The sequence below is a fragment of the Lentibacillus kapialis genome (assembly GCF_014646635.1).
Lineage (GTDB): Bacteria > Bacillota > Bacilli > Bacillales > Amphibacillaceae > Lentibacillus > Lentibacillus kapialis.
On the sequence record NZ_BMNQ01000058.1, the window covers coordinates 1 to 21973 of the forward strand.

The window sequence follows — 21973 nt, forward strand, 5'->3', positions numbered from 1 at the left end:
AATGAGGATCCGCCAAAGCTGGACTATCCATACCGAACGGTTCCTCATTCCGCTATTCGTGTGAAAACAGGGCAAAACTATCGCGGCGGTTTTAGCCGATCAGGGCCCACGGGAGATAAAGGAAACTCTTTAGGAGCGCAAGCGAACCGCTATTGACTTATCGAGGAGTCACGCTACAGCATTAGTGCTAGAGCCGGACGTGGCAATATTCGACGAAGTATCAATAGGGCTAAAATTATATACTTTCTGACGTTATCAGAAAAACCGGGCAAAGTTCGGCCCGGTTTTCTTTTCTTTATATATTCGTCAGGGAAAATCCGATGATTTGTATTGCTGTCCATACATGCCTTTACAAAATACCGGATACACCTCTCCTCCACAATGTTCCAGCTAATTGCCGGGAACATATACTGAATTTCAGAAACATGTTCCGACGGTCACCTTCCGTAACTGCTCAAGCCCACGATCCAAAGAAGCAAATAATAGAAAAGAGGGGCCGCCTAAACGGGATTATCCATATCTAACGGATCCTCGTTCCGCTAAATGGACACAAATCATCCTATTTAGTGCTGTCATGAATCCTCATTCCGTTATTCGGGTAAAAACAGGGGAAAACTAAGGTGAAAAGAGGAAATAACGGAATGAGGAACCGCTAACGTGCTGGAAAAGCTTTAATTGACGCAAATAGCGGAATGAGGAACCGCCGAAGTTGGATTTTCCGGACAGAATGAATCCTCGTTCCGCTATTCACATCTTACACAGGCCTTTTGGTTTATTCTGCAGTCCCAAAAGCAACCTCAGGTCAACTGATCTCTCACATCACTCATCAATTTTGATGTCTTCTATGATTGTTTTGGCGATAGTGTTATCCAGTTCTTCAAACCCGTAATGGGATATAGTGTCATAAAGCTCTTCCCGTGTTTGCATATCGGAAAGGCCTCCCTTTTGTGTTCCTTCTTCCATAATCATGTTGAAAATGCGCTCATAAGCCTTAGCGGCTACGCGCATAGATGTTACCGGGTAGATAACCATGCTCATACCCATATCCTGAAATTCCTGTGCAGTATAATAAGGTGTTCTGCCAAATTCGGTCATGTTCGCAAGCAACGGCACATCAATTTTTGCTGCAAATGAACTGAACTCTTCTTCCGTTTTTAATGCTTCCGGAAAGATAGCATCTGCACCAGCTTCAACATAGAACGCGGCGCGCTCGATAGCAGCGTCTATTCCTTCAACCGCCTTAGCGTCGGTGCGTGCCACGACAACAAGTGAGGGCGCCACCTTTTTGATCGCTTTAATTTTTTGTGCCTGTTCTTCTTTTGTAACCAGCTTCTTCCCATTTAAATGCCCGCACTTTTTCGGAAGCTGCTGATCTTCTATTTGTACGGCAGCGACTTTGGCCTCGTACATTTCTGCAGCGGTTCGGGCGACATTCAGAACACCGCCGAACCCCGTATCGATATCAACGAGTACGGGCAGATTGGCTGCACGAACCAATTCTTTCGCCCGCTCTGCCACCTCCGTTGACTGGATCATTCCTAAATCAGGCATCCCGAGGCTTGCCGTATATGCTCCGCCTGACAAATAAAGTGATTGAAAACCTGCCTTTTTCGCCATCAGTGCCGCCATTGAATCATGGGCTCCGGGAATCTGTAATATATCGTCGCGTTTTATCCGTTCTCGAAACTTTTCTGCCAGTTCCTCTTGTGTTGATGAAGAATCAACAATCCATGCCATAAGCTTTATGCCTCCTTTTTACTTAACGAAAAGATCAACAAAGTCATGAACTGCCATATCAGACAGGCTATGGTAGTCAAAACTTGCCTTTTCAATTTCCTGCTGCTGTTTCTTCGCAAATGTTGTGGACAGATTATAGGAATACTTCTTCCGCAATTCCGGCATTGCTTCTTCCCGTCTGAATCTGTGACCCAATGGATACGCCACTTCCACATTATCTGTGACAGTGCCATCGTTAAAGTGAATTTGAACGGCATTCGCAATCGAACGTTTTTCCGGGTCAAGATAATCTTTCGTATAAGTTTTGTCTTCTGTCAACGTCATTTTTTCCCGCAATGTATCGATCATGGGATTAGCCGCCGCTTCTTCTTCATAATCCTCCGCTGTCACATGACCTTTTAACAGGCCAATTGCCGTAATGTATTGAATGCAATGGTCACGGTCAGCAGGGTTATAAAGCGGTCCTTTCTTATCTATAATCCGAATAGCTGATTCATGTGTTGTAATGGTAATCTTATCAATATCATTTAAACGATTCTTGACTTGCGGATGAAGCTGAACGGCCGCTTCGGCAGCTGTTTGCGCATGAAACTCAGCAGGATAAGCTACTTTAAATAATACATTTTCCATAACATAGCTGTCGAATGGCTGGCTTATCGTTACATCTTGTTTATTGAACAACACCTCTTGAAAGCCCCATTCAGGTGCGCTTAATGCTGTTTCATATCCCATTTCGCCATTCACAGCCATCATGGCCAGACGAACACCTCTGCTCGTAGCATCGCCCGCCGCCCAAGACTTTCTTGAACCGGTATTGGGTGCATGACGATACGTGCGCAAGCTAGCATTATCAATCCAGGCGTTGGATAATGCATTCATGATTTCTTCCTTGTTTCCCCCGAGCATTTTCGTGACAACGGCAGTCGTTGCTACTTTTACATACAGCACATGGTCTAGTCCCACTCGATTTAAACTGTTGTCCAAGGCAAGAACACCTTGAATTTCGTGTGCCTTAACCATCATTTCGAGCACTTCGCGGATCGCAACCGGTTTTTTACCATTGCTGATGCGTTTTCTACTGAGGTAATCTGCCACAGCCAGAATACCGCCCAGGTTATCTGACGGGTGTCCCCATTCTGCCGCAAGCCACGTATCATTATAATCAAGCCAGCGAATCATGGTGCCAATATTAAATGCCCCCTGTACAGGATCAAGCACATGCGGCGTACCTGGAACCCTTGTCCCATCAGGAACTGTTGTACCAGGAACAATTGGCCCCAGAAGTTTTGTGCATTCCGGGTAATTCAGCGCCAAAATACCGCAGCCAAGTGTATCCATCAGGACATAGTGGGCCGTTGAAAAGGCTTCGTCACTCGTAATATCTTGATTTAATACATAATCAGCTATCTCCTCCAATACCGTATCAACTTTCTTTTTTTCTTTCACGTTTTCCATTGTCAACGCCCTTTCTGATAGTTTTATAGAATAGTTCTTTTCATAAACCGGCAAAACTGGAAGCAACCGGCCATACCGATTGCTCCTCTAATAAAACTTTCCTTAAAATGATAGTTAATTCACTATTCCAGTTCTTTTCCGGTATACTTAACACGTGGCCTGAACAGGCGGTTGTTATCGTGCTGCTCAATGATGTGTGCGCATAAGCCGGCAGTCCTGGAACTAAAGAAGATTGGTGTATAGAGTGGAATTGGAACCCCAAGCATCCAATATACCGGTGCCGCATAATAGTCAAGGTTGGGATAGAGTCCTTTTTCATCTTTCATTATTTCTTCACCGGCTTCACACATGTCAAGAAGTGTGTGATCTCCTTTTAAATCACAAAGCTGCCTGAGTGACTCTTTCATAACCAGCGCACGCGGATCCATCCGGTTCATATATACCCGATGTCCGAAGCCCATGATTTTCTCTTTATTCTCTAATTTGGTTTTCATTAATTGCTCAAAGCCGGAAACCGAATCTGCCTCATTCAGCATGTGCATCACGGCCTCATTTGCCCCGCCGTGCAAATTGCCTTTCAGTGAAGCAACCGCACCGGACAATGCGCCATACATGTCCGAATTCGTTGACGCAATCACTCTTGATGTGAAGGTCGAGTTCGGCATTTCATGTTCACTGTACAACAACAGAGAACGATCAAATATATCAGCTTGAAGTTCTGTCGGTTTTTCACCCGTAATCATATACAAAAAGTTGGCACTGTATGACAGCTCAGGATCCGGCTTCACGGGGGCCTTTCCATGAAGAATGCGGTAGCTGTTCACTGTGATCATCGGCAATTGGCCCAATAGTTCATAGGCACGTTCCTTGTTCACTGAGGTGGAGCGATCATCAATCTTTTCATCATAGCCGGCCAGTACTGAAATGGCCGTACGCTGTCCGTCCATGGCATGCGTTTTTTCCGGAAGCATCTTCAGTATCTCCGTCACATTTTCCGGAACATCATAATGTGCTTTCAGTTTGTCCTCCAGCTTCTTTCTTTCCGAATCGTCCGGAAGCGCCCCTTCCAATAATAGATAAACCATATCTGCATACGTTTTCCCTTGTGATAAATCAATCAGATCATGCCCTCTGATAATGATTTTTTCCTGTTCTGTATCCAACAACGAAATGCCTGTCTCACAAGCAATAACACCTTTTAACCCCGGAGCAAATGTTTCGTCCGTTTTCATATTTATCCCCCTCGTAATATATTGCGAGCAATTTGACGAAAACCTTTCCATAATAAACACCGAGTTTCACATATTTCAGTAATTTCTATAACTCAATTATAAAGTTGAATTTACAATTATAAAAATATATAATTTTAATAATTAGCCATTAAAAATTTTAATGTCAGAGAAAAGGACTGAATGTGTTGAAGTATCAAAATTGGGAGATGCTTGATGCGCTATATGCTACCGGAAATATCACGCAAACTGCGAAACGCCTATTTTTATCACAGCCGACATTGACAACCCGTATAAAGAGTCTGGAGGACTATTATGGTGTGCAGCTGATTATCCGAAAACAGCGTGGCATCACATTCACACCTGAGGGGGAAGAACTTGCTCTTCATGCCCGAAAAATGCTACGTGAACAGATTAATATTGAAGAAAAACTGAATAATATGAAACAGCAGGTAGCGGGAACATTAAGAGTTGGTGTTTCCAACTTTTTCGCGTTAAACAAAATGCCCAAAATACTGCGATTATTCAAGCAAACATATCCGAATGTGGAGTTTCAGGTTGTTACCGGCTGGAGCAGTGACATACACCGGCGGATTTTAAATCATGACATTCATATTTGTTTCATCAAAGGCGACTATAATTGGAATGATGAAAAAGAATTACTATACGAGGAAGAAGTCTGTATCGCATCACCATGGGAATTCAATTGGTCAGAGTTGCCAAAGCTCCCACGCATCGATTATCGCACCGACGGCAAAATGAAAAGCATCGCCGATAACTGGTGGTACAGCAATTATAAGGAACACCCGAACATCAATATTCAGGTGAACCAGGTAGAAACCGCTAAAGAAATGATCATCAACAATCTTGGGTACGCCATTATGGCAAACCTTGTCGTGCGCCCGTATCCCCACCTTATCATTAAAAATCTGCACCAGCCAACAGGCGAACTCATTACACGCAAAACATGGATGTATTACCATGAAAACTCCCTCCAGATGAACATTGTTAAAGCATTCGTCCAATTCATCAAAACACTCGATGTCAAAGATTTGTAGCAACACGTTCGTTCATGGGATCGAGTTCTCACGGCTCATATTTTGGCTCTCGGGAACATGTTTCCGGTTTCGCGCCCATGTTTGGCAATAATCATTTCATGTCCGGAGGTGTCTTTGATGGCCACATCGCTTCTGCCTTACTGTCCCTAAATGATTGCTGAAGTAAAATAAATCATGCTAAACTGTTTCCAATATACGCGGTAAATAACTTTCCCAGTTAAACAAGGTAGTAAACAAGGGGGATGAAGAAGATGAGGAAACTCGTGATTGATTTAACCATGATTGTGGCTGGTACAATGCTTTATGCGTTGGCACTGACTTTCCTGGCAATTCCTAACAATCTCGCAGACGGCGGATTGCCCGGATTATCCATTATCTTGTACTACGCATTCGGCTGGTCACCAGGTATTGTAAACTTTGTACTGGCATCGATTATTTTGCTGATAGGTTACCGCGTGCTGCCAAAGCGTACCATATTTCTAACCGTGATCACGGCACCGCTTCTTTCATTCTTCATCTATATTACGGAACAACAGGTGGATTCTTTGGGCGATCCGCTTGTTTCAGCTATTTTTGCAGGCTTTTTCATTGGCATTGGAGCGGGGCTTATCCTGCGAACCGGCAGCTCCATGGGCGGGACAAGCGTTATTGCACGAATGTTGAATCACAATTTTGATTTGGACCTGACACGGACAAATTTTGCACTTGATGCAGCGATTGTATCGTCAGGGCTTTTCATCATCGGGCCGCTCAATACCATGTATACCATTGTTTCATTATTTGTTGGCAAAAAAGCGACAGACATCATCCTGGAAGGCCTTGACACACGCAAGGCTGTCAGTATTATCTCTGCCTACGCACCCGAAATAACCGATGAAGTCGTTCAGCAAATGAAAACCAGTGCCACCGTTTTTGAGGGGTACGGAGGCTACATGAAAGAAAATGCCGATATGGCCTATATCATCATTAATAAATACCAGATCATGAAACTGAAACGCATCATCAACACAGTCGATGAAAGAGCGTTTGTCGTGATACATGACGTCCGGGATGTATTCGGCGGCAGTTTCTCCTGGGCAAAAAAATCATAAAAAATAGTTACACCGATCTCCCGCTTCTATTAAAAAACGTGGCCTCACGCAATCTAACGTGAAAGCCACGTTTTTTTAATTGAAATGCCTATTCTCACATTTGCCCCATTGCTTTACAGTTTCTGCTCTTTGTACAGTTTCCGACAGACACGCGGGGCACTCCAGAATGTGGTCAACATCAGTAAGGAAACCGGAACAGCAGTCACCACAATGAAGGATTGCAACGCACCGATACTGGATTCACCAATGACTATTAGGACAGTTGCCACAAGTCCAATCAGGGAAGCCCAGAAAACACGCAACGATTTATACGGGTCACCACTTCCGGTGATAGCCATTGAAATCGTGAGCGACATCGAGTCAGTTGTGGTCAGAACGAAAATAATGGTTGTCAATAAAAGCAGAAACCCGATAATCGTGCCAAATGGCATCTGATTTGCAATGGCAATCATCGCTGCCGGCGGACCGGCGTTACTTAGGGCTTCGGACACAGAACCCGGGTTTTGCATCTCTTGAAAGATTCCTGTTCCGCCAACGATTGTAAACCAAAACGTTGTCACGACTGGCGCTATGACCGCAACAGCCGTCACAATCTCCCGGATCGTTCGTCCCCTGGAAATACGGCTGACAAACATAGCCATCATAGGTGCATAACCGAGGAACCAGGCAAAGAAGAAAACGGTCCATCCCCCAAGCCATGCTTTATCACTACGGAACGTATTCATACTTATAAAGTTCTGGACATATATGCCAAATGATTCCAAATACGAATCGAATATAAATAGTGCTGGACCAAGCACCAGAATTACCCCAACGATAACGAGAGACAGAATAACATTATAACTGCTCATGATCTGGATCCCTTTATGAATCCCGGTAGCTGCAGAAATCCCTGCCACAATCACAACACCAATAATAATGAATGATTGCACATATACATTATTAGGAACACCAAACAAGGCATTCAGCCCATATCCAGCCTGCAAGCCAAGGAATCCGATCGGACCAATCGTACCAGCCGCTACCGAAATCACTGAAAACACGTCTACAAAGGCGCCAAGTACACTTTTGTTCATGATTTTATCGCCAAGAATTGGATAAAGCAATGCCCTCGGTTTTAGTGGCTTATCACGGTGATAATGAGCATACATCAGTACAAACGTGCCAAGTGTACCGAGTATCGCCCATGCAAGAAATCCCCAGTCTATGAAACTGGCAGCGAGTGCCGGTGATACCGCATCAGCCGTACCAGCCTCTATCCCGGAAAAATGAGGCGGCACGGTTAAAAAGTGACTCAATGGCTCAGCGGCAGCCCAAAATACACCACCTGCTGCCAGAAGTGTACACATTATAATAGAAATCCATTTAAAATTGCTCATTTCAGGCTTGCTCAGCTTTCCCAAACGAATCTTGCCAAATTTTGAATACCCCAGAAACAACGCAATAAAGAACGTCCCCAACATCAGAAATTGGTAAATAGCTCCAAAATAAGTTGCGGATAGATTAAATAAATAATTTACACTGTCTGCCACCATGTCCTGATCAATCAAAGCGAGAATCACAAATGCGAGCAGTGCTCCTCCGCTGAGAAAAAGAACAGTTTTATCAATACTTTGACCATTCTTACGCTTATTTAAATTTGCCAAAAACGAGTTCCTCCCAATTTAAAAAACTCACGTCGCATGCGAGTCTTCCTCTTCATTAGCATGCGCTTGTGAGAAGAATTTATTAAAAAACACAATGAATCACGATACAGGGTATAAAGAAATGCGTCAAGCGTTTTAAACGTTGTGCAGTTGAAACGTAAATTTTAGTGAAATATGTAAAAGTGCGTGTTCAAAAAGGAGGATAAAAAGGACCAAGAAGTTCGAGACGGCGCAGTTTCGAGCAGTGGAATGTATGCCTTTAGATACATGAGCATAAGTAATGCTTCCATGAATCTGCATCGCACGCAGGAAAAGTGGTGTTCTTTTCCAAGGAGCGGAGAAACAAGCCAACGAAGAAATTCGAAGTGTCATGTTTACCGGACTTTTTGGGCAACCTCTTATACTGTCATTGCCGACATTATTCCCACCGTCTGATTCTCTGTATCACCTTTTGGTAAACCTTGGAGACCATGGTTGTTTTACCATCAGCTGTTTTCTGCTTATGCCATTCGTTATAACTCGCAGCCGTCATTAAAATGGAACCGGCAATCAGGAGATAAGCCCACCATGGCAAGTTGCCCCAATAGGACCGAGTTTGCAGAAAGATGTTCAACAGCAACACCCCTGCACCGACAAAGAAGAAAGCTTTTTGTTGATATGCCATCCCGCCGAGCATCGCGACAAGGGAAAGCCCGCCTATAATCAATGCATCATAAATGGTCGAGCTTGCCAGTCCATCCTGGATAAGCAGAAGTGAAACAATGACGAGAACGGCCCACTGCCCATAGCTAACAAGTCGTTTATAGTGATTGCCAGCAACTTTTTTCAGAGCAATAATCACAGCAATCCATGGTAATACATACCATTCGCGTTCGACTAAATCCGGAATCTGCACATTTTCAAGCAGCACATAATAGGGTTGCAGCAAGTAGACACAGGCTCCGAGCACAAGCCATTTTGCCGGGACATGTAACATACGCTTCCGCTGCAAAATCACATAAAGTGACAGCAGCAGTCCGGGCAGTAATTTTGCCCACAACGCCTCAACTGAAAGAACGTATAAACTGCACAGCGCAGCAAAGCCAATAACTGAATACCAATCTATCAAGACTGGTATTTCCCGATCCGCTTGCTTCTGATAGATTGCCGAATACATGAGCAAACCAGCCGCCAAAAGCACCACGGCAAACACAACGAGTTTGAGCAGCATGGCATATTCCGGCAGCAGAATTGCCCCATCATACAACCATAAAGCGCTATAGGCAAGCACAAGCGGAGCGGCGTTAAACATATCCCATTTTTCCCGATGCATCATAAACAGCGTCATCACCGCATAAAGCAAAGTCACACCACATAACATCGCATCAAAATCCCACGTGAGCGTAAATAAAAACATGCCCAATACAGAAAAAGGAATCACATAAAAAGCAATCCGTCTCATCCACACTCCTTTACTGACATACCAGCCAATCCCAAGCACTATACTCGTAAGCAGTGCCGCATATTGAACCGGTTCGGCAAGTTCAAGGATTACAAGTGCTTGAACAACACCGATCCAAAGCGCCGTAAACCCGCCATATAAAAAGCTTGAAATCAGCCATTCTGCCCGAGCAAAGCGAAGGCTTATACCATAAACGGCAACAGCTACGAAAAATGCCCAGACCGTTGTTTCTTCAAAAAAGAGCAGACTGATCAGGAGTGCGAGCGGCAAAAATAAGTGTCCCGCCCACCCAAAGCTATTCCGGAGATGAGCATCATACGTGCTAACGAAGACGCCAGCAATCAGAAGCAAAACCGAACCAGCCACAAATTGCAATGACTGGAGAAGCTCCGATTGAATCGTCATTTCTGAATGAACCGCATAAAGAGTGGCCATATAAAACAATAACGACAGGCCACTGACAACGTATGCTACAAGAGCCCATTTTGTCACCCGATACAGCAAAAAGGCCAGAGCGACGCCGCCCAGCATGATGACAGCACGTAGCACAGCATCAAAATCAAAGTTGAATGTCAGCCACATGCCCAGTCCGTAAAATCCATACGTTGAGAAAAAGCTGTGCTTTGCAAACACTGTCCGATTAACATAGTGCCAACCGACACTTGTCAAAAGTACAACAAGGCCTGCCAAGACAAAACTTTCCGCTTCCATTGGCTTCGGTCCATACAGCGTGTACTGACCACCGGCAGCGGCATAGAACATCATGACACTAAGCCCCAATGACACGGCGTGTATCCATGACGAACTGTGTGCCAAGACAGTCCTTCCCTCATATCGTTCCGTAAACAAAACAGTGATGCTAATGAGAACCAGCATCGTTCCTGCCTGCCACCAGTTTATAATAAGAAAATCAGCAAGCAGCAACAGCACCATCACAACACCGCCAACATCACGGGAACTTTTTTTCAAGCTCCGGAAAAAAGGCAGCTGTATCAAACAGCCAAAACCAACATAGAGGAGTAACGCCATGATAAATAACGGAAGCATCAATTCATCATAATCGAACCATTCCCGGCCAAACAAAGCTAATTCATAGAAGGCACTCATTAAAAAGACAGGGCTCAAATAAGCAAATAACGCCCGTTTGGTCATGTTCGAAAGGAATGCAAAATTTAACGCAATCAACCCATAAGCCAGAAGAAGCATAAACGAAGGCTCATTCATGCGCAAAAATATCCCTTCGATACTGATATATATAAATGCACAGACAGACACAACAGCACTGGTATAACGAAAGATCCGTGTTAACGTATGATCATCTTCAAGAAAGCGCGGGAGCAGTAAAAAGACAAATCCCAATAATGCATAAACAATCGCACTGCCAGCATCCATAACAGAAAATTCAATCAGCTGGTAAGCGCCATAAACAAGCATGGCACTGAAGACAAAACTATATTCCTTATGCTCTGTCACATACATCATGGCAAAGTACAACACCGCAGTAAGCAGTACATTCAATCCATACAGCACCTCTTGATCGTAAAAAACGAGCATCATCAAGGTAGATAAAACCAAATTGCATTGGATGTAGCGAACAAATTCCTTCATAAATAGTGTGAGGTGCGGATGATCCTTAAACCGATACCAGAGAAATATAAGGCATGCATTAAATAGCATGATACCAAGGTAAAAACCATCAGCCGGCACATATAGCGCCGCTAATAAAAATCCTGCCAAAACAGTGACTGTTATATATGAAAACCAGACAAACAGCCGTGATGATAACTTGTCGGCCAGTTGAAGATAGATTGGCAGCATCGCAAAACAACCAGCGGCACCGAATAAATAGCGCCCATCTCCGGAAAATGAAAAATAGTTACCAAGCAATTCAAAATATCCGACCGACAGAATCGCTATCGGCAAAAACAAGCCACCAAGCACGTAAAAAGCAAATGCCGTTTTGTCGATTTTTAAAATCCGCTTCGTAAAGAAAGCAAGTCCAAAAAACAAGAAGGAGACAAGTGCAATCAATCCTGATTTCATCCAACTGACAAGCGTCTCCCACGTACTTGTAGCAAGCACAAGACCACCGATAAGAAGCAGAACGACACCCAAATTCAATGACCAGGTAATATTGCGATCCCGTATTTCTTTTGGTGATAGTGTTTTCTTTTCCTTAATCGGCTTCGCTTCCAGAGTTTCATATGACAGATCTACATCAGAGTCCTGCATATCCTGTTCTGCTTTATCCGCTTCCTGTTGCTCAAGATCAGCATAATACTGTTCATGTGCCTCAATGACGTGTGTGGATATGTCAGATGATATATATTCCGATTCTTCCAGCTTCTCCAGCTCTTCCTTCACGGTTCGCTGTTTTGATCTGATTTGGAATGGATCCATGAATACCCTTCTTTCTCTTACACTGCACCATCCGGAATGGGTTTTAGCGGCAATTGGATATATAGTCTGCAACAGACATCAAAGCTTGATTTAAATTCTATCACACTGTTTGAAGTATCTGAATAATATTTCCAAATTTTGAGCATTGTGCTTGATGTTGGTTTGTGTTAATCCTCCAAACTTTCCACTTAAGCTCATCATGGTTATTGAAAGTTCGGGGCGCTCTCGCACGAGTTCGGGGCGTTCTCGCACGAGTTCGAGGCGCTCTCGCACGAGTTCGAGGCGCTCCCGCACGAGTTCGAGGCGTTCTCGCTCAAGTTCGGAGCAGTCTCGCACGAGTTCGAGGCGTTCTCGCACGAGTTCGGGGCGCTCTCGCACGAGTTCGGGGCGTTCTCGCACGAGTTCGGGGCGTTCTCGCACGAGTTCGCGGCGCTCTCGCACGAGTTCGGGGCGCTCTCGCACGAGTTCGAGGCGCTCTCGCACGAGTTCGGAGCAGTCTCGCACGAGTTCGCGGCGTTCTCGCTCAAGTTTGGAGCAGTCTCGCACGAGTTCGGAGCAGTCTCGCACGAGTTCGCGGCGCTCTCGCACGAGTTCGCGGCGTTCTCGCACGAGTTCGGGGCGTTCTCGCACGAGTTCGCGGCGCTCCCGCACGAGTTCAGGACGTTCTCGCACGAGTTCGGGACGCTCTCGCACGAGTTCGCGGCGCTCTCGCACGAGTTCGGAGCAGTCTCGCACGAGTTCGCGGCGCTCTCGCACGAGTTCGCGGCGCTCTCGCACGAGTTCGCGGCGCTAGCAGCCTTGGACAGAAGTCGTTTTGATAAGAAAAATTCCGAACTAGTTAGAGTATATAACCCGCTCCGGAAATATACTTCGCGCACCTTAGGGCGGCTGTTGAGCCTCCTCGTGCTGACGCACAGCGGGGTCTCACCGAGGCCTTTCCTCCCGCGGGAGTCTACATATATTTCCTCCGCTAAAACGGAGTATCGTTCGCCTTTAGTATTGCATATCTTAATTCTGTCCAAGACCCTTGGGTTAAATTACGATTGTAAGGGCTTTTCCAAATTGCCTTATGCAACATTTAATCCGATACTAGATCTATCAATATACCAGTCTTATCGTCATTCATTTTTAGACGGGGGTATGTTACACACTCGGGATCATCGTTTTCTCTATTTTCAACTTCACGGCGTAATCCGTCGAGCCCGGAATGAAACGCAATCGCCGCGGATTTCTCCCACGCATTATGTTCTTCAAATCCTGTTGGCAGCATTAGACCGTCACTCAGCAATAGAATTCCGGTAACTTTTTTTAAGGACAGCCTGCCACTTTCCAGATGATGTAAGGCAGCATCACTGCCATCAATGACACCATAACCACCACTGGTGTTAAGCAGGGAGCGGTTTTCGATTAAAGTGGGCTGTACTTTTTTTCTTGCTTCAGCCATGTCTACCTGCTCCGCTCTTTGATTGCGCAATGTCACCAGTTCATTTATGGCTCTTTGATCAAAATGGTGAAGCAAGTCGTATGTAACAGTACGTATGTCACCATTCCCATAGTGCAAAAAAATCATACAATCTGCGGCGTGCACATAGTCAAGCAGTAAGTCATCTTGATCTATTGAAATCGCTGCAAGCGCACATGTGCTCCGTTTTTCTTTTGGAACGTCTTCAATCGTAGCACGCTTATCCAGCCCAAGGTATTTCACCGTTTCCTTACCGACCAAATGATTGGCAGTTTTCACCTTTCGCTTAAGCGGCTCCCCTTCTCCCGCTGCATCCAACACGCGCTGAACAGCACCTGAGGCTATATACCCCGGTACACCTTCAAGCCCAGTGGCACCGTCAATCGCTGCAAAGATTCCTGTTGTTTCATTGACAACATAAGCATCCTCGTTTACATTTCTATTTCCTTGCTTATACACCGTATTTATTTGCATGGAATTTCTCCTTCCCCATCACCGGCTGCTTTCCCTAAGAACTAATTCGGTTTCTAACGTGACTTTTTTGGCCACTGTACGTTGCTGGAAAATCCGTTCCTTCATCAAGGATACAGCCGTTTCTCCCATCAATTCCGTATAAATCCTGACAGTACTTAATGATGGCGAGACATACTTTGCCACACTGGTATCGTTGAATCCGATAATGCTCACCCTTTCCGGGACAGAAATCCCATGATCTTTCAAAGCACGTAATGCCCCGACAGCAATGGCGTCATTTGCACAGAAAAATGCAGTAGGAAAGTCATCTCCCAACGTGCATATAGCCCTGTCCATCATGTCATAACCGGAATCCACGTTAAAAAATCCCTTGAAACAATACGTTTTATCGAAGAATCCCTTTGCTTGCATATCGTTACGAAAAGTTTCATATCTCGGATCTTTCAAAACGTCGGATGTGCCGGAAACCTTTTCTTCCCCGGCCAGCATTCCTATTTTAGAATGTCCCTGTTCCGTTAAATGTGTCAAAAGACCGGTTATTGCCTGTTCAAAATCAGCGATAACAGCGTCATATGACGGCAGTGCGTAAAAATTATCAACAAAGCAAACATGAGAACTCCACTCTTTCAGCTGTTTCATTTGATGGTGTGAAAATTTGCCAATTGCGATGATGCCATCTATCTTGGTCTCGGGCTTCTTTTCCACATTTTGAAATAGACGGATATATTCATATTGGTCACTTTCCAGCTTCTTTTCCACACCCTGTCTGATCGAATAGTAATACAAATCATTCAGCTCTTCCGTTTCGGTATACCAATGAACGATAGCAATGCGCATGCGCTGCTTTGTTTTTTTATGAATGTGTTTTGTATAGGCCAGCTGTTCGGCCGTTTCGAAAATACGCTGTTTTGTTTCCGGGCTTACCGACAAGTTCGGGTCATCATTAAGCACACGTGAAACAGTAGCGATTGAGACATTCACTTTATTCGCAATATCCTTTATCGTCGCCATTCCTTCCACTCCGATCAGTTAATTGTGCAAACGATCATCTCGTTTTACATTGCTCGCCTCCGCTGCTGAGGTCCGGTTACGCAGATCAGCTTCAATTTCTTCCAGACTTCGGCCGCGCGTTTCCGGCAGATATTTCATAACAAAGATTAATGCGGCAATCCCAATAATAGCAAAAATCAGAAATACCTGTTCAATTGACATGACTTCGGTCAATAACGGGAAGAACTGTGCGACAAGCAGACTTCCGATTGATAACGCCAATGCAGCAATACCTGTTGCGGCACCTCGGGCACGCATCGGAAACAGTTCCGGAAGCATAACCCATAGTACGGGTCCCCATGTGAACGCGAAAAATATAATAAAAAGTGATAGACAAGCGACAATAATCCAAGCACCGACAGTTGATCCAAGACCGATTGTCCAAATTAACCCGGCCATTATAATCAACGAGCCAACCATTCCGATATTACCGGTGACCAACAGTTTCTTCCGATCAATTTTATCGATAATCATGATGGCGAATATGGTAACAACCACGTTAACAGTCCCAATTCCGACCGTTCCTAAAATAGATGTCACATCACCGAGTCCGGCTTCATGAAAAATGGTCGGTGCATAATAAATGATCGCATTAATGCCAATAATCTGCTGGAACAATGCGAACGCACACCCAATAATCAGTGTTGGACGCAGCCAGGATGATTTTAATACATTCCATGTGCTGTCAGAAATACGATTAATCTCAATCATCTCATCTATTTCTTTTTCTATTTCATTCGGTTTTCGTGTCAGCTTCATAACACGACGGGCCGCTTCCTTCCCGCGGTTTTCAAGCAGCCATCTCGGACTTTCCGGCATGAATATAACACCAATCATTAGCACGACGGATGGTACAACAGCAAGTCCGACCATCCAGCGCCAACCTTCTATATCCGCGAAAGCATAGTTCACAAGATAAGAAGAGAGAATACCAATCGTGATCATCAGCTGATTCAGTGAACTTAGCGAACCCCGTGACTTTGTCGGCGCCATTTCTGATAAATAGACGGGGACGATGGCAGTGGAACCCCCAACAGCAAGTCCAATAATTAATCGACCGACAACGAGTGTGACCATATTCGGGGCAAACGCTAATGTTAACGCACCAACAATAAATACAATGGAAATCATAAAGACAAGTCTGCGTCGTCCTAACTTATCTGACAAAGGGCCGCTGAACCCTGATCCGAAAATGGCCCCTATCAGCATGGAACTGACAACAAGCCCTTCTGTAAAACTCGTCAGTGGAATATCATCTTTTATGTATAATAGAGCGCCTGATATAACGCCCATGTCATAACCGTATAGAAGTCCACCTAAAGCACCGAGAAAAAATATCATTTTTTTACCTATATTTTTACTGCCCATGATTCATTACCTCCAAATACTTTATGTCAAAAATCAGTATACGCTTTCATGTTATTTATGTAAAGGGTTACTTTTTTTGCATGACTTTTCTAATTCCTGCCACAGCCATTCTTCAAATCAAATTTATTGTTTTTTTTACTAAAATAAACAAAATTTTTATTGTCTATTTACTGACACTGTAGTAAACTGAAACGAGAGATTGTAAGCGTTTGTATGTATTATACGCAGGGGGGAATTTCCATGAGCAATCTTATCCGGGAGTTCCGGAGAATATTTAATCGTAGTGAAGAACCGCGCCCATTTTTTGCACCTGGACGTATTAATCTGATTGGAGAGCATACCGACTATAACGGGGGACACGTTTTTCCGGCATCGATTTCATTTGGGACATACGCGCTTGGGAAGAAACGACATGATAGCAAATTCCGCTTCTATTCGATGAACTTTCCAAATAACGGTATTATTGAATGTGACCTCTCCAATTTAAGGTTCAATGAACAGCATGATTGGGCAAACTATCCTAAAGGAATGATAAAGTACCTTGCCGAGGCAGGACATACGATAGCATATGGTGCTGATATCCTGTATTATGGTGATATTCCAAATGGCGCCGGGCTCTCATCTTCTGCTTCAATTGAAATGACAACCGGTGTACTGCTGGAATACCTATTTAACTTAAAGCTTGATCGGATTGATCTTATCAAGCTCGGGCAAAAGGTTGAAAACGACTATATCGGTGTGAACAGCGGTATCATGGATCAATTTGCCATTGGTATGGGAAAAGAAGATCATGCTGTTCTATTAAACTGTCAGACATTGGATTATGACTACGCACCCATCAAACTGGATAATCACGCTATTATCATTATGAACACCAATAAACAGCGCACACTGCAAGGGTCCGAGTACAATGAGCGGCGCGAGCAGTGTGAACAGGCGCTGGCCGATTTACAGCAAGAACTTTCCATTGAAAGCCTGGGCGATTTATCAAATGAAGAGTTTAATACGCACAAACACCTCATCCAAAACGATAGCGATCAAAGACGCGCCAAACACGCTGTTACGGAAAACGTCCGCACACTAAAAGCGTTAAAGCGGTTAAAAGAAGGGGATTTGCAAGGATTTGGCCAGTTAATCAATGCATCACATCGGTCGCTCCAGCATGATTATGCGGTAACCGGTACGGAATTGGACACAATCGTGGAAGCTGCATGGCAACAAGAAGGCGTCATTGGGGCACGGATGACAGGAGCCGGTTTTGGCGGCTGTGCCATCGCCATTGTGCATCAAGATAAAACAGACACCTTTAAAACGAATGTCAATCACATCTACACCAAAACAATCGGCTATGAACCGACATTTTATACGGCTTCCATCAGTGACGGTGCTAAAGAAATAACAGAAGGGGTGCTTTAAATGAATATTCTTGTATTAGGCGGTGCAGGATATATCGGCTCTCATGCGGTATATCAACTGATTGATAAAGGAGAAAATGTCGTCGTGATTGATAATCTTGAAACCGGACACGTGGAAGCCATCCATCCAAACGCTTCCTTTTACCAGGGAGACATCCGGGATATCAAATTTCTCCGCGATGTCTTTGATAAGGAATCAATCGATGGCGTTATGCATTTTGCAGCCAATTCTCTTGTCGGTGAGTCCATGGAAAAGCCGCTAAAGTATTTTGACAATAATGTATACGGCACGCAGGTTCTACTGCAAGCAATGACCGAGCACAGTGTGAATCGTATCGTGTTTTCTTCCACGGCTGCAACGTATGGCGAGCCGGAATCCATCCCACTTACCGAAGTCATGCAGACGAAACCGTCGAATACCTACGGCGAAACAAAGCTGACGATGGAAAAACTGATGAAATGGACCGAGCAGGCCTATGGAATCAAGTATGTTTCTTTAAGGTATTTTAATGTAGCAGGAGCAAGGGAATCCGGCGAAATCGGTGAAGACCATCGCCCCGAAACACACCTTGTGCCCATTATATTGCAGACCGCACTCGGGCAACGCTCACATATTTCCATTTTCGGAGATGACTATGATACAGCAGATGGCACGTGTATCCGGGATTACGTCCATGTCGAGGACCTGATTCAGGCACACATCCAAGCAATGAATCATTTGAAGGACGGCGGTCAAAGCAACATCTTCAATCTCGGAAGCAGTCAAGGATTCTCAGTAAAAGAAATGATTGACGCTGCTCGAAATGTTACGGGTAAGGATATTCCTGCAAAAATCGGAAAGCGCCGGCAAGGTGATCCAAGCACCCTCATTGCGAGTTCTGATAAGGCCAAACAGGTTCTTGGCTGGCGTCCGTCGCGAACATCTATCACACAGATTATGGAAGATGCCTGGTCTTGGCATTCCGCGCGTCCAAACGGCTATCAGGAGGGATAGATATATCATGATTTATCAGGATATGAATGGATTGATTCAAAGGGCAATCGATAACGGACTGATCGAAAAACGTGACTGTATTTATGTACGCAATCAGGTGATGCACCTTTTGCGGTTGGAATCATTTCCGGAATCGGCTGATGCAGCAGCTGATGGAACGATCCCCGATTTGCTTGATAAATTAGTTGACTACGCCACCAGAGAGCACATCATAGACGATGTTCTTGACGACAAAGAAATTCTTGCGGCAAATATCATGAATTGCTTTGTTGCGAGGCCTTCAGTTATCAATAACATATTCGAGGATAAATATAAACATTCCCCTGCCGATGCTACCGATTATTTTTATCGGCTGAGCCGGAATAGCAACTATATTCAAATGAAGCGAATTGAAAAAAACAGTCATTTCACAGCATCAACAACATATGGCGACCTGGATATTACCATTAATTTATCAAAACCGGAAAAAGACCCGGAGCAAATCAAACGGGAACGCGAAAATAAAAAAACTATAGATTACCCGAAATGTGTTCTCTGTGTTGAAAATGAGGGCTATGCCGGCCGCATTGGATATCCGGCACGAGCAAACCACCGCGTTATTGACGTTCCATTGCTTGGCGAGAACTGGTACCTGCAATATTCACCATATGTATACTACAACGAGCATTGCATTGTGCTCGCTGAAGAACATCGTGATATGAAAATCGACAAACAGGCGTTTGAGCGACTGCTGGCATTTATTGATAAGTTCCCGCACTATTTCATCGGATCTAATGCGGATTTACCGATTGTCGGCGGGTCAATTTTAACGCATGACCATTATCAGGGCGGCAGATACACGTTTGCCATGACCGAAGCAAAAGAGGCCTTTTCGTTCAAGCTGGAACATTATACGCACGTTTCCGCCCATGTTCTGCATTGGCCCTTGTCAGTCATCCGACTGACAAGTACGGAAAAAGCGCAACTGCTTAGCGCAGCAGATCATATTTTGCAAACGTGGCGAAATTATTCAGATGAAACAGCTGATATCCAAGCATTTTCGGGTAATACACCACATAATACCATCACACCAATCGCCCGAAAGCGTGGCGAGGTTTACGAGCTTGACCTTGTCTTACGGAATAACCGCACATCTGAGGAACATCCCATGGGCATCTTCCACCCACATGCGGATGTCCATCATATTAAAAAGGAAAACATTGGATTGATTGAAGTGATGGGGCTGGCCGTCTTACCACCACGATTGAAAGATGAACTTGCAGAAATCAGGAATTGGCTGCTTGATGAGCCCTGCGATATAGCTGACTATCATCAAGAATGGGCACAATCTATGAAACAAGAGCATGGCACTCTTTCCAGCTCGGATGATGCAGATTTTGTTTTACAACAGGAGTTGGGGATGAAGTTTGCTAAAGTGCTTGAAGACGCTGGTGTATTCAAAGGGAAAGAAGCATTTGACCGATTTATCAGAGCACTGAAAAGCAGGTGAACAATGTTGAAAATCACAACCAAAAATATCCAAAGCAAATGGACAGAATTTACTCTCACCAATGATCACGACATGTCCGTCAGCATTTTGAATTTTGGCGGGATTATTACAAACATGATGGTTCCGGATCAACATGGCAATACAGAAAATATTGTACTCGGGTATAACAATTATGCCGATTATGAGAAGAATGCCAATTATATAGGTGCCCAAGTCGGGCGTGTAGCAGGTCGAATCAAAGACGGCCGTTTTTATCTTAATGGCAGCCGCTACGAACTGGCCAAAAATGAAGGCAGGCACCATCTGCATGGTGGCCCGAACGGACTCCATCAGGTCATTTGGGAAGCAGACACATACCAATCAGAACATGAGGTGAGCCTGGTTCTCACGCATACGAGCAAACATTTTGATAATGGCTATCCCGGGAATTTGGAGCTTGCGATAACCTATTCGTTGAACAATACCAATGAGCTCACCCTGGATTATCGGGGCAAATCGGATCAGGACACACCAGTTGCTCTGACCAATCACACCTATTTTAATTTAAGCGGCAATATGAAAAATACGGTACACGATCATCAGGTTCAATTTGACAGTCATTATGTTGCAGAACTCGACGAAGAACTCATGCCAACCGGACACCTGATTGAACCGATTGATACACCTTTTGATTTTCGTAATGGACGGTTGCTTGGCAAAGGCCTCAAACCGGAAACAGCACAGCAAAAAATTGCCGGAAATGGCTATGATCATTATTTTATGTTTGGAAACGAAAGAGCAGTAACCGTCTCGGAATCGAACACAGAACGCACCATGAAGATTCACACCAGCGAACCGGGAATGGTGCTTTACACTGCAAACGGTTTAGATGAAGGACTGAAATTGAACGAAGGATTATCACAAAAATACGCAGGCGTATGTTTTGAAGCCCAAGCCCATCCGGCAGCCCTCCATCACGAAGGCTTTCCAAATGTCATAGTGGAAGCAGGAGAAACGTATCGTAGTTATATCACATATTCTTTTTAATAGCTGTTGACCAAAATCTATAGTTGACAAATGAAATGTCATTTTGACGTATGCAGTCGCTTCGGAAAAACACTACGCTTTCCGTGGGCTTGTCCTCAGCCTCCTCGAAAAAGAAGGTCGCTTTTTCTGCGGGGTCTTCACACTGCGCATTCCCACAGGAGTCTCCGTGTTTTTCCTCCGCTAGCTAGTTTTACTACTATATTCACAATTCAACCATAGATTTTGGTGTTGACCCTTTTTAATAGCCAGGGATCGGGTTAAACATCCTTTTCGCACTAGAGTGGGCCTGCGCGTTAGAAAAACCGGGCAAAGTGCGGCCCAGTCCTTTTTTCTATCTTCGTTAGAGAAAATCCGATAATTTGTATTTTTTGTATTCCTGTCCATGTATGCCTTTATAATATGCCGGATACATCTCTCCTCTACAATGTTCACAGCTGAATTTTTGCCGGGAACATATGTTGAATTTCAGAAACATGTTTCGACGACCCTCTACCGTAACTGCCCAGGCTCATGATCCAAAGAAGCAAATAATGGAAGGGAGGGTCCGCCTAAACTGGGATATCCATATCTAACGGATCCTCATTCCGTTAAATGGACATAAATCACCCTATTTAGTGTTGTCATGAATCCTCGTTCCG

15 protein-coding genes are annotated in these 21973 nt (G+C 44.5%); 6 read left to right on the forward strand and 9 right to left on the reverse strand.

What is annotated here, in order from left to right:
• Nucleotides 1-819: 819 nt before the first annotated feature.
• The 3 genes from prpB to mmgD all read right to left on the reverse strand — a co-directional run bounded on the left by prpB (nt 820) and on the right by mmgD (nt 4424).
• Nucleotides 820-1737, reverse strand: coding sequence for a methylisocitrate lyase (prpB, locus tag IEW67_RS14795; RefSeq protein ID WP_188633861.1), 918 nt, complete (start codon nt 1735-1737; stop codon nt 820-822).
• Nucleotides 1738-1755: 18 nt separating this feature from the next.
• Nucleotides 1756-3192, reverse strand: coding sequence for a bifunctional 2-methylcitrate dehydratase/aconitate hydratase (locus IEW67_RS14800; RefSeq protein ID WP_188633862.1), 1437 nt, complete (start codon nt 3190-3192; stop codon nt 1756-1758).
• 122 nt (nt 3193-3314) lie between these two features.
• A complete protein-coding gene (mmgD, locus tag IEW67_RS14805) occupies nt 3315-4424 on the reverse strand; it encodes a citrate synthase (protein WP_188633863.1) in 1110 nt (369 codons plus the stop codon).
• A gap of 182 nt (nt 4425-4606) precedes the next feature.
• Here mmgD and IEW67_RS14810 point away from each other — a divergent pair, with 182 nt between their 5' ends.
• Nucleotides 4607-5479 (forward strand): LysR family transcriptional regulator, encoded by an 873-nt coding sequence (locus tag IEW67_RS14810; protein WP_229671880.1) that lies wholly within the window; start codon nt 4607-4609, stop codon nt 5477-5479.
• Nucleotides 5480-5730: 251 nt separating this feature from the next.
• The gene (locus IEW67_RS14815) at nt 5731-6570 is read left to right on the forward strand and encodes a YitT family protein (protein ID WP_188633864.1); all 840 of its coding nucleotides are present in this window, start codon (nt 5731-5733) and stop codon (nt 6568-6570) included.
• Between the two features lie 113 nt (nt 6571-6683).
• Here the strand turns inward: IEW67_RS14815 and IEW67_RS14820 are convergent, their stop codons facing one another.
• The 6 genes from IEW67_RS14820 to glcP all read right to left on the reverse strand — a co-directional run bounded on the left by IEW67_RS14820 (nt 6684) and on the right by glcP (nt 16411).
• Nucleotides 6684-8216, reverse strand: coding sequence for a BCCT family transporter (locus IEW67_RS14820; RefSeq protein ID WP_188633865.1), 1533 nt, complete (start codon nt 8214-8216; stop codon nt 6684-6686).
• Between the two features lie 418 nt (nt 8217-8634).
• Nucleotides 8635-12057, reverse strand: coding sequence for a hypothetical protein (locus IEW67_RS14825; RefSeq protein ID WP_188633866.1), 3423 nt, complete (start codon nt 12055-12057; stop codon nt 8635-8637).
• A 90-nt stretch (nt 12058-12147) separates the two neighbouring features.
• Nucleotides 12148-12687, reverse strand: a complete 540-nt coding sequence (locus IEW67_RS18220; RefSeq protein ID WP_229671881.1) for a hypothetical protein — start codon at nt 12685-12687, stop codon at nt 12148-12150.
• Between the two features lie 448 nt (nt 12688-13135).
• On the reverse strand, nt 13136-13993 hold the full coding sequence (locus tag IEW67_RS14830) for a hypothetical protein (RefSeq protein ID WP_188633867.1): 858 nt from the start codon (nt 13991-13993) through the stop codon (nt 13136-13138).
• Between the two features lie 18 nt (nt 13994-14011).
• Nucleotides 14012-15004 (reverse strand): LacI family DNA-binding transcriptional regulator, encoded by a 993-nt coding sequence (locus IEW67_RS14835; protein ID WP_188633868.1) that lies wholly within the window; start codon nt 15002-15004, stop codon nt 14012-14014.
• An 18-nt stretch (nt 15005-15022) separates the two neighbouring features.
• Nucleotides 15023-16411 (reverse strand): glucose transporter GlcP, encoded by a 1389-nt coding sequence (glcP, locus tag IEW67_RS14840; RefSeq protein WP_188633869.1) that lies wholly within the window; start codon nt 16409-16411, stop codon nt 15023-15025.
• Between the two features lie 240 nt (nt 16412-16651).
• Here glcP and IEW67_RS14845 point away from each other — a divergent pair, with 240 nt between their 5' ends.
• The 4 genes from IEW67_RS14845 to IEW67_RS14860 are packed head-to-tail and all read left to right on the forward strand — an operon-like array spanning nt 16652 to nt 21335.
• Nucleotides 16652-17827 (forward strand): galactokinase, encoded by a 1176-nt coding sequence (locus IEW67_RS14845; RefSeq protein ID WP_188633870.1) that lies wholly within the window; start codon nt 16652-16654, stop codon nt 17825-17827.
• Nucleotides 17828-18820 (forward strand): UDP-glucose 4-epimerase GalE, encoded by a 993-nt coding sequence (galE, locus tag IEW67_RS14850; protein WP_188633871.1) that lies wholly within the window; start codon nt 17828-17830, stop codon nt 18818-18820.
• 7 nt (nt 18821-18827) lie between these two features.
• Entirely contained in the window at nt 18828-20309 is a 1482-nt protein-coding gene (gene galT / locus IEW67_RS14855; RefSeq protein ID WP_188633872.1) for a UDP-glucose--hexose-1-phosphate uridylyltransferase, read from the forward strand.
• Nucleotides 20310-20312: 3 nt separating this feature from the next.
• A complete protein-coding gene (locus tag IEW67_RS14860; RefSeq protein ID WP_308430739.1) occupies nt 20313-21335 on the forward strand; it encodes an aldose epimerase family protein in 1023 nt (340 codons plus the stop codon).
• Nucleotides 21336-21973: the final 638 nt, after the last annotated feature.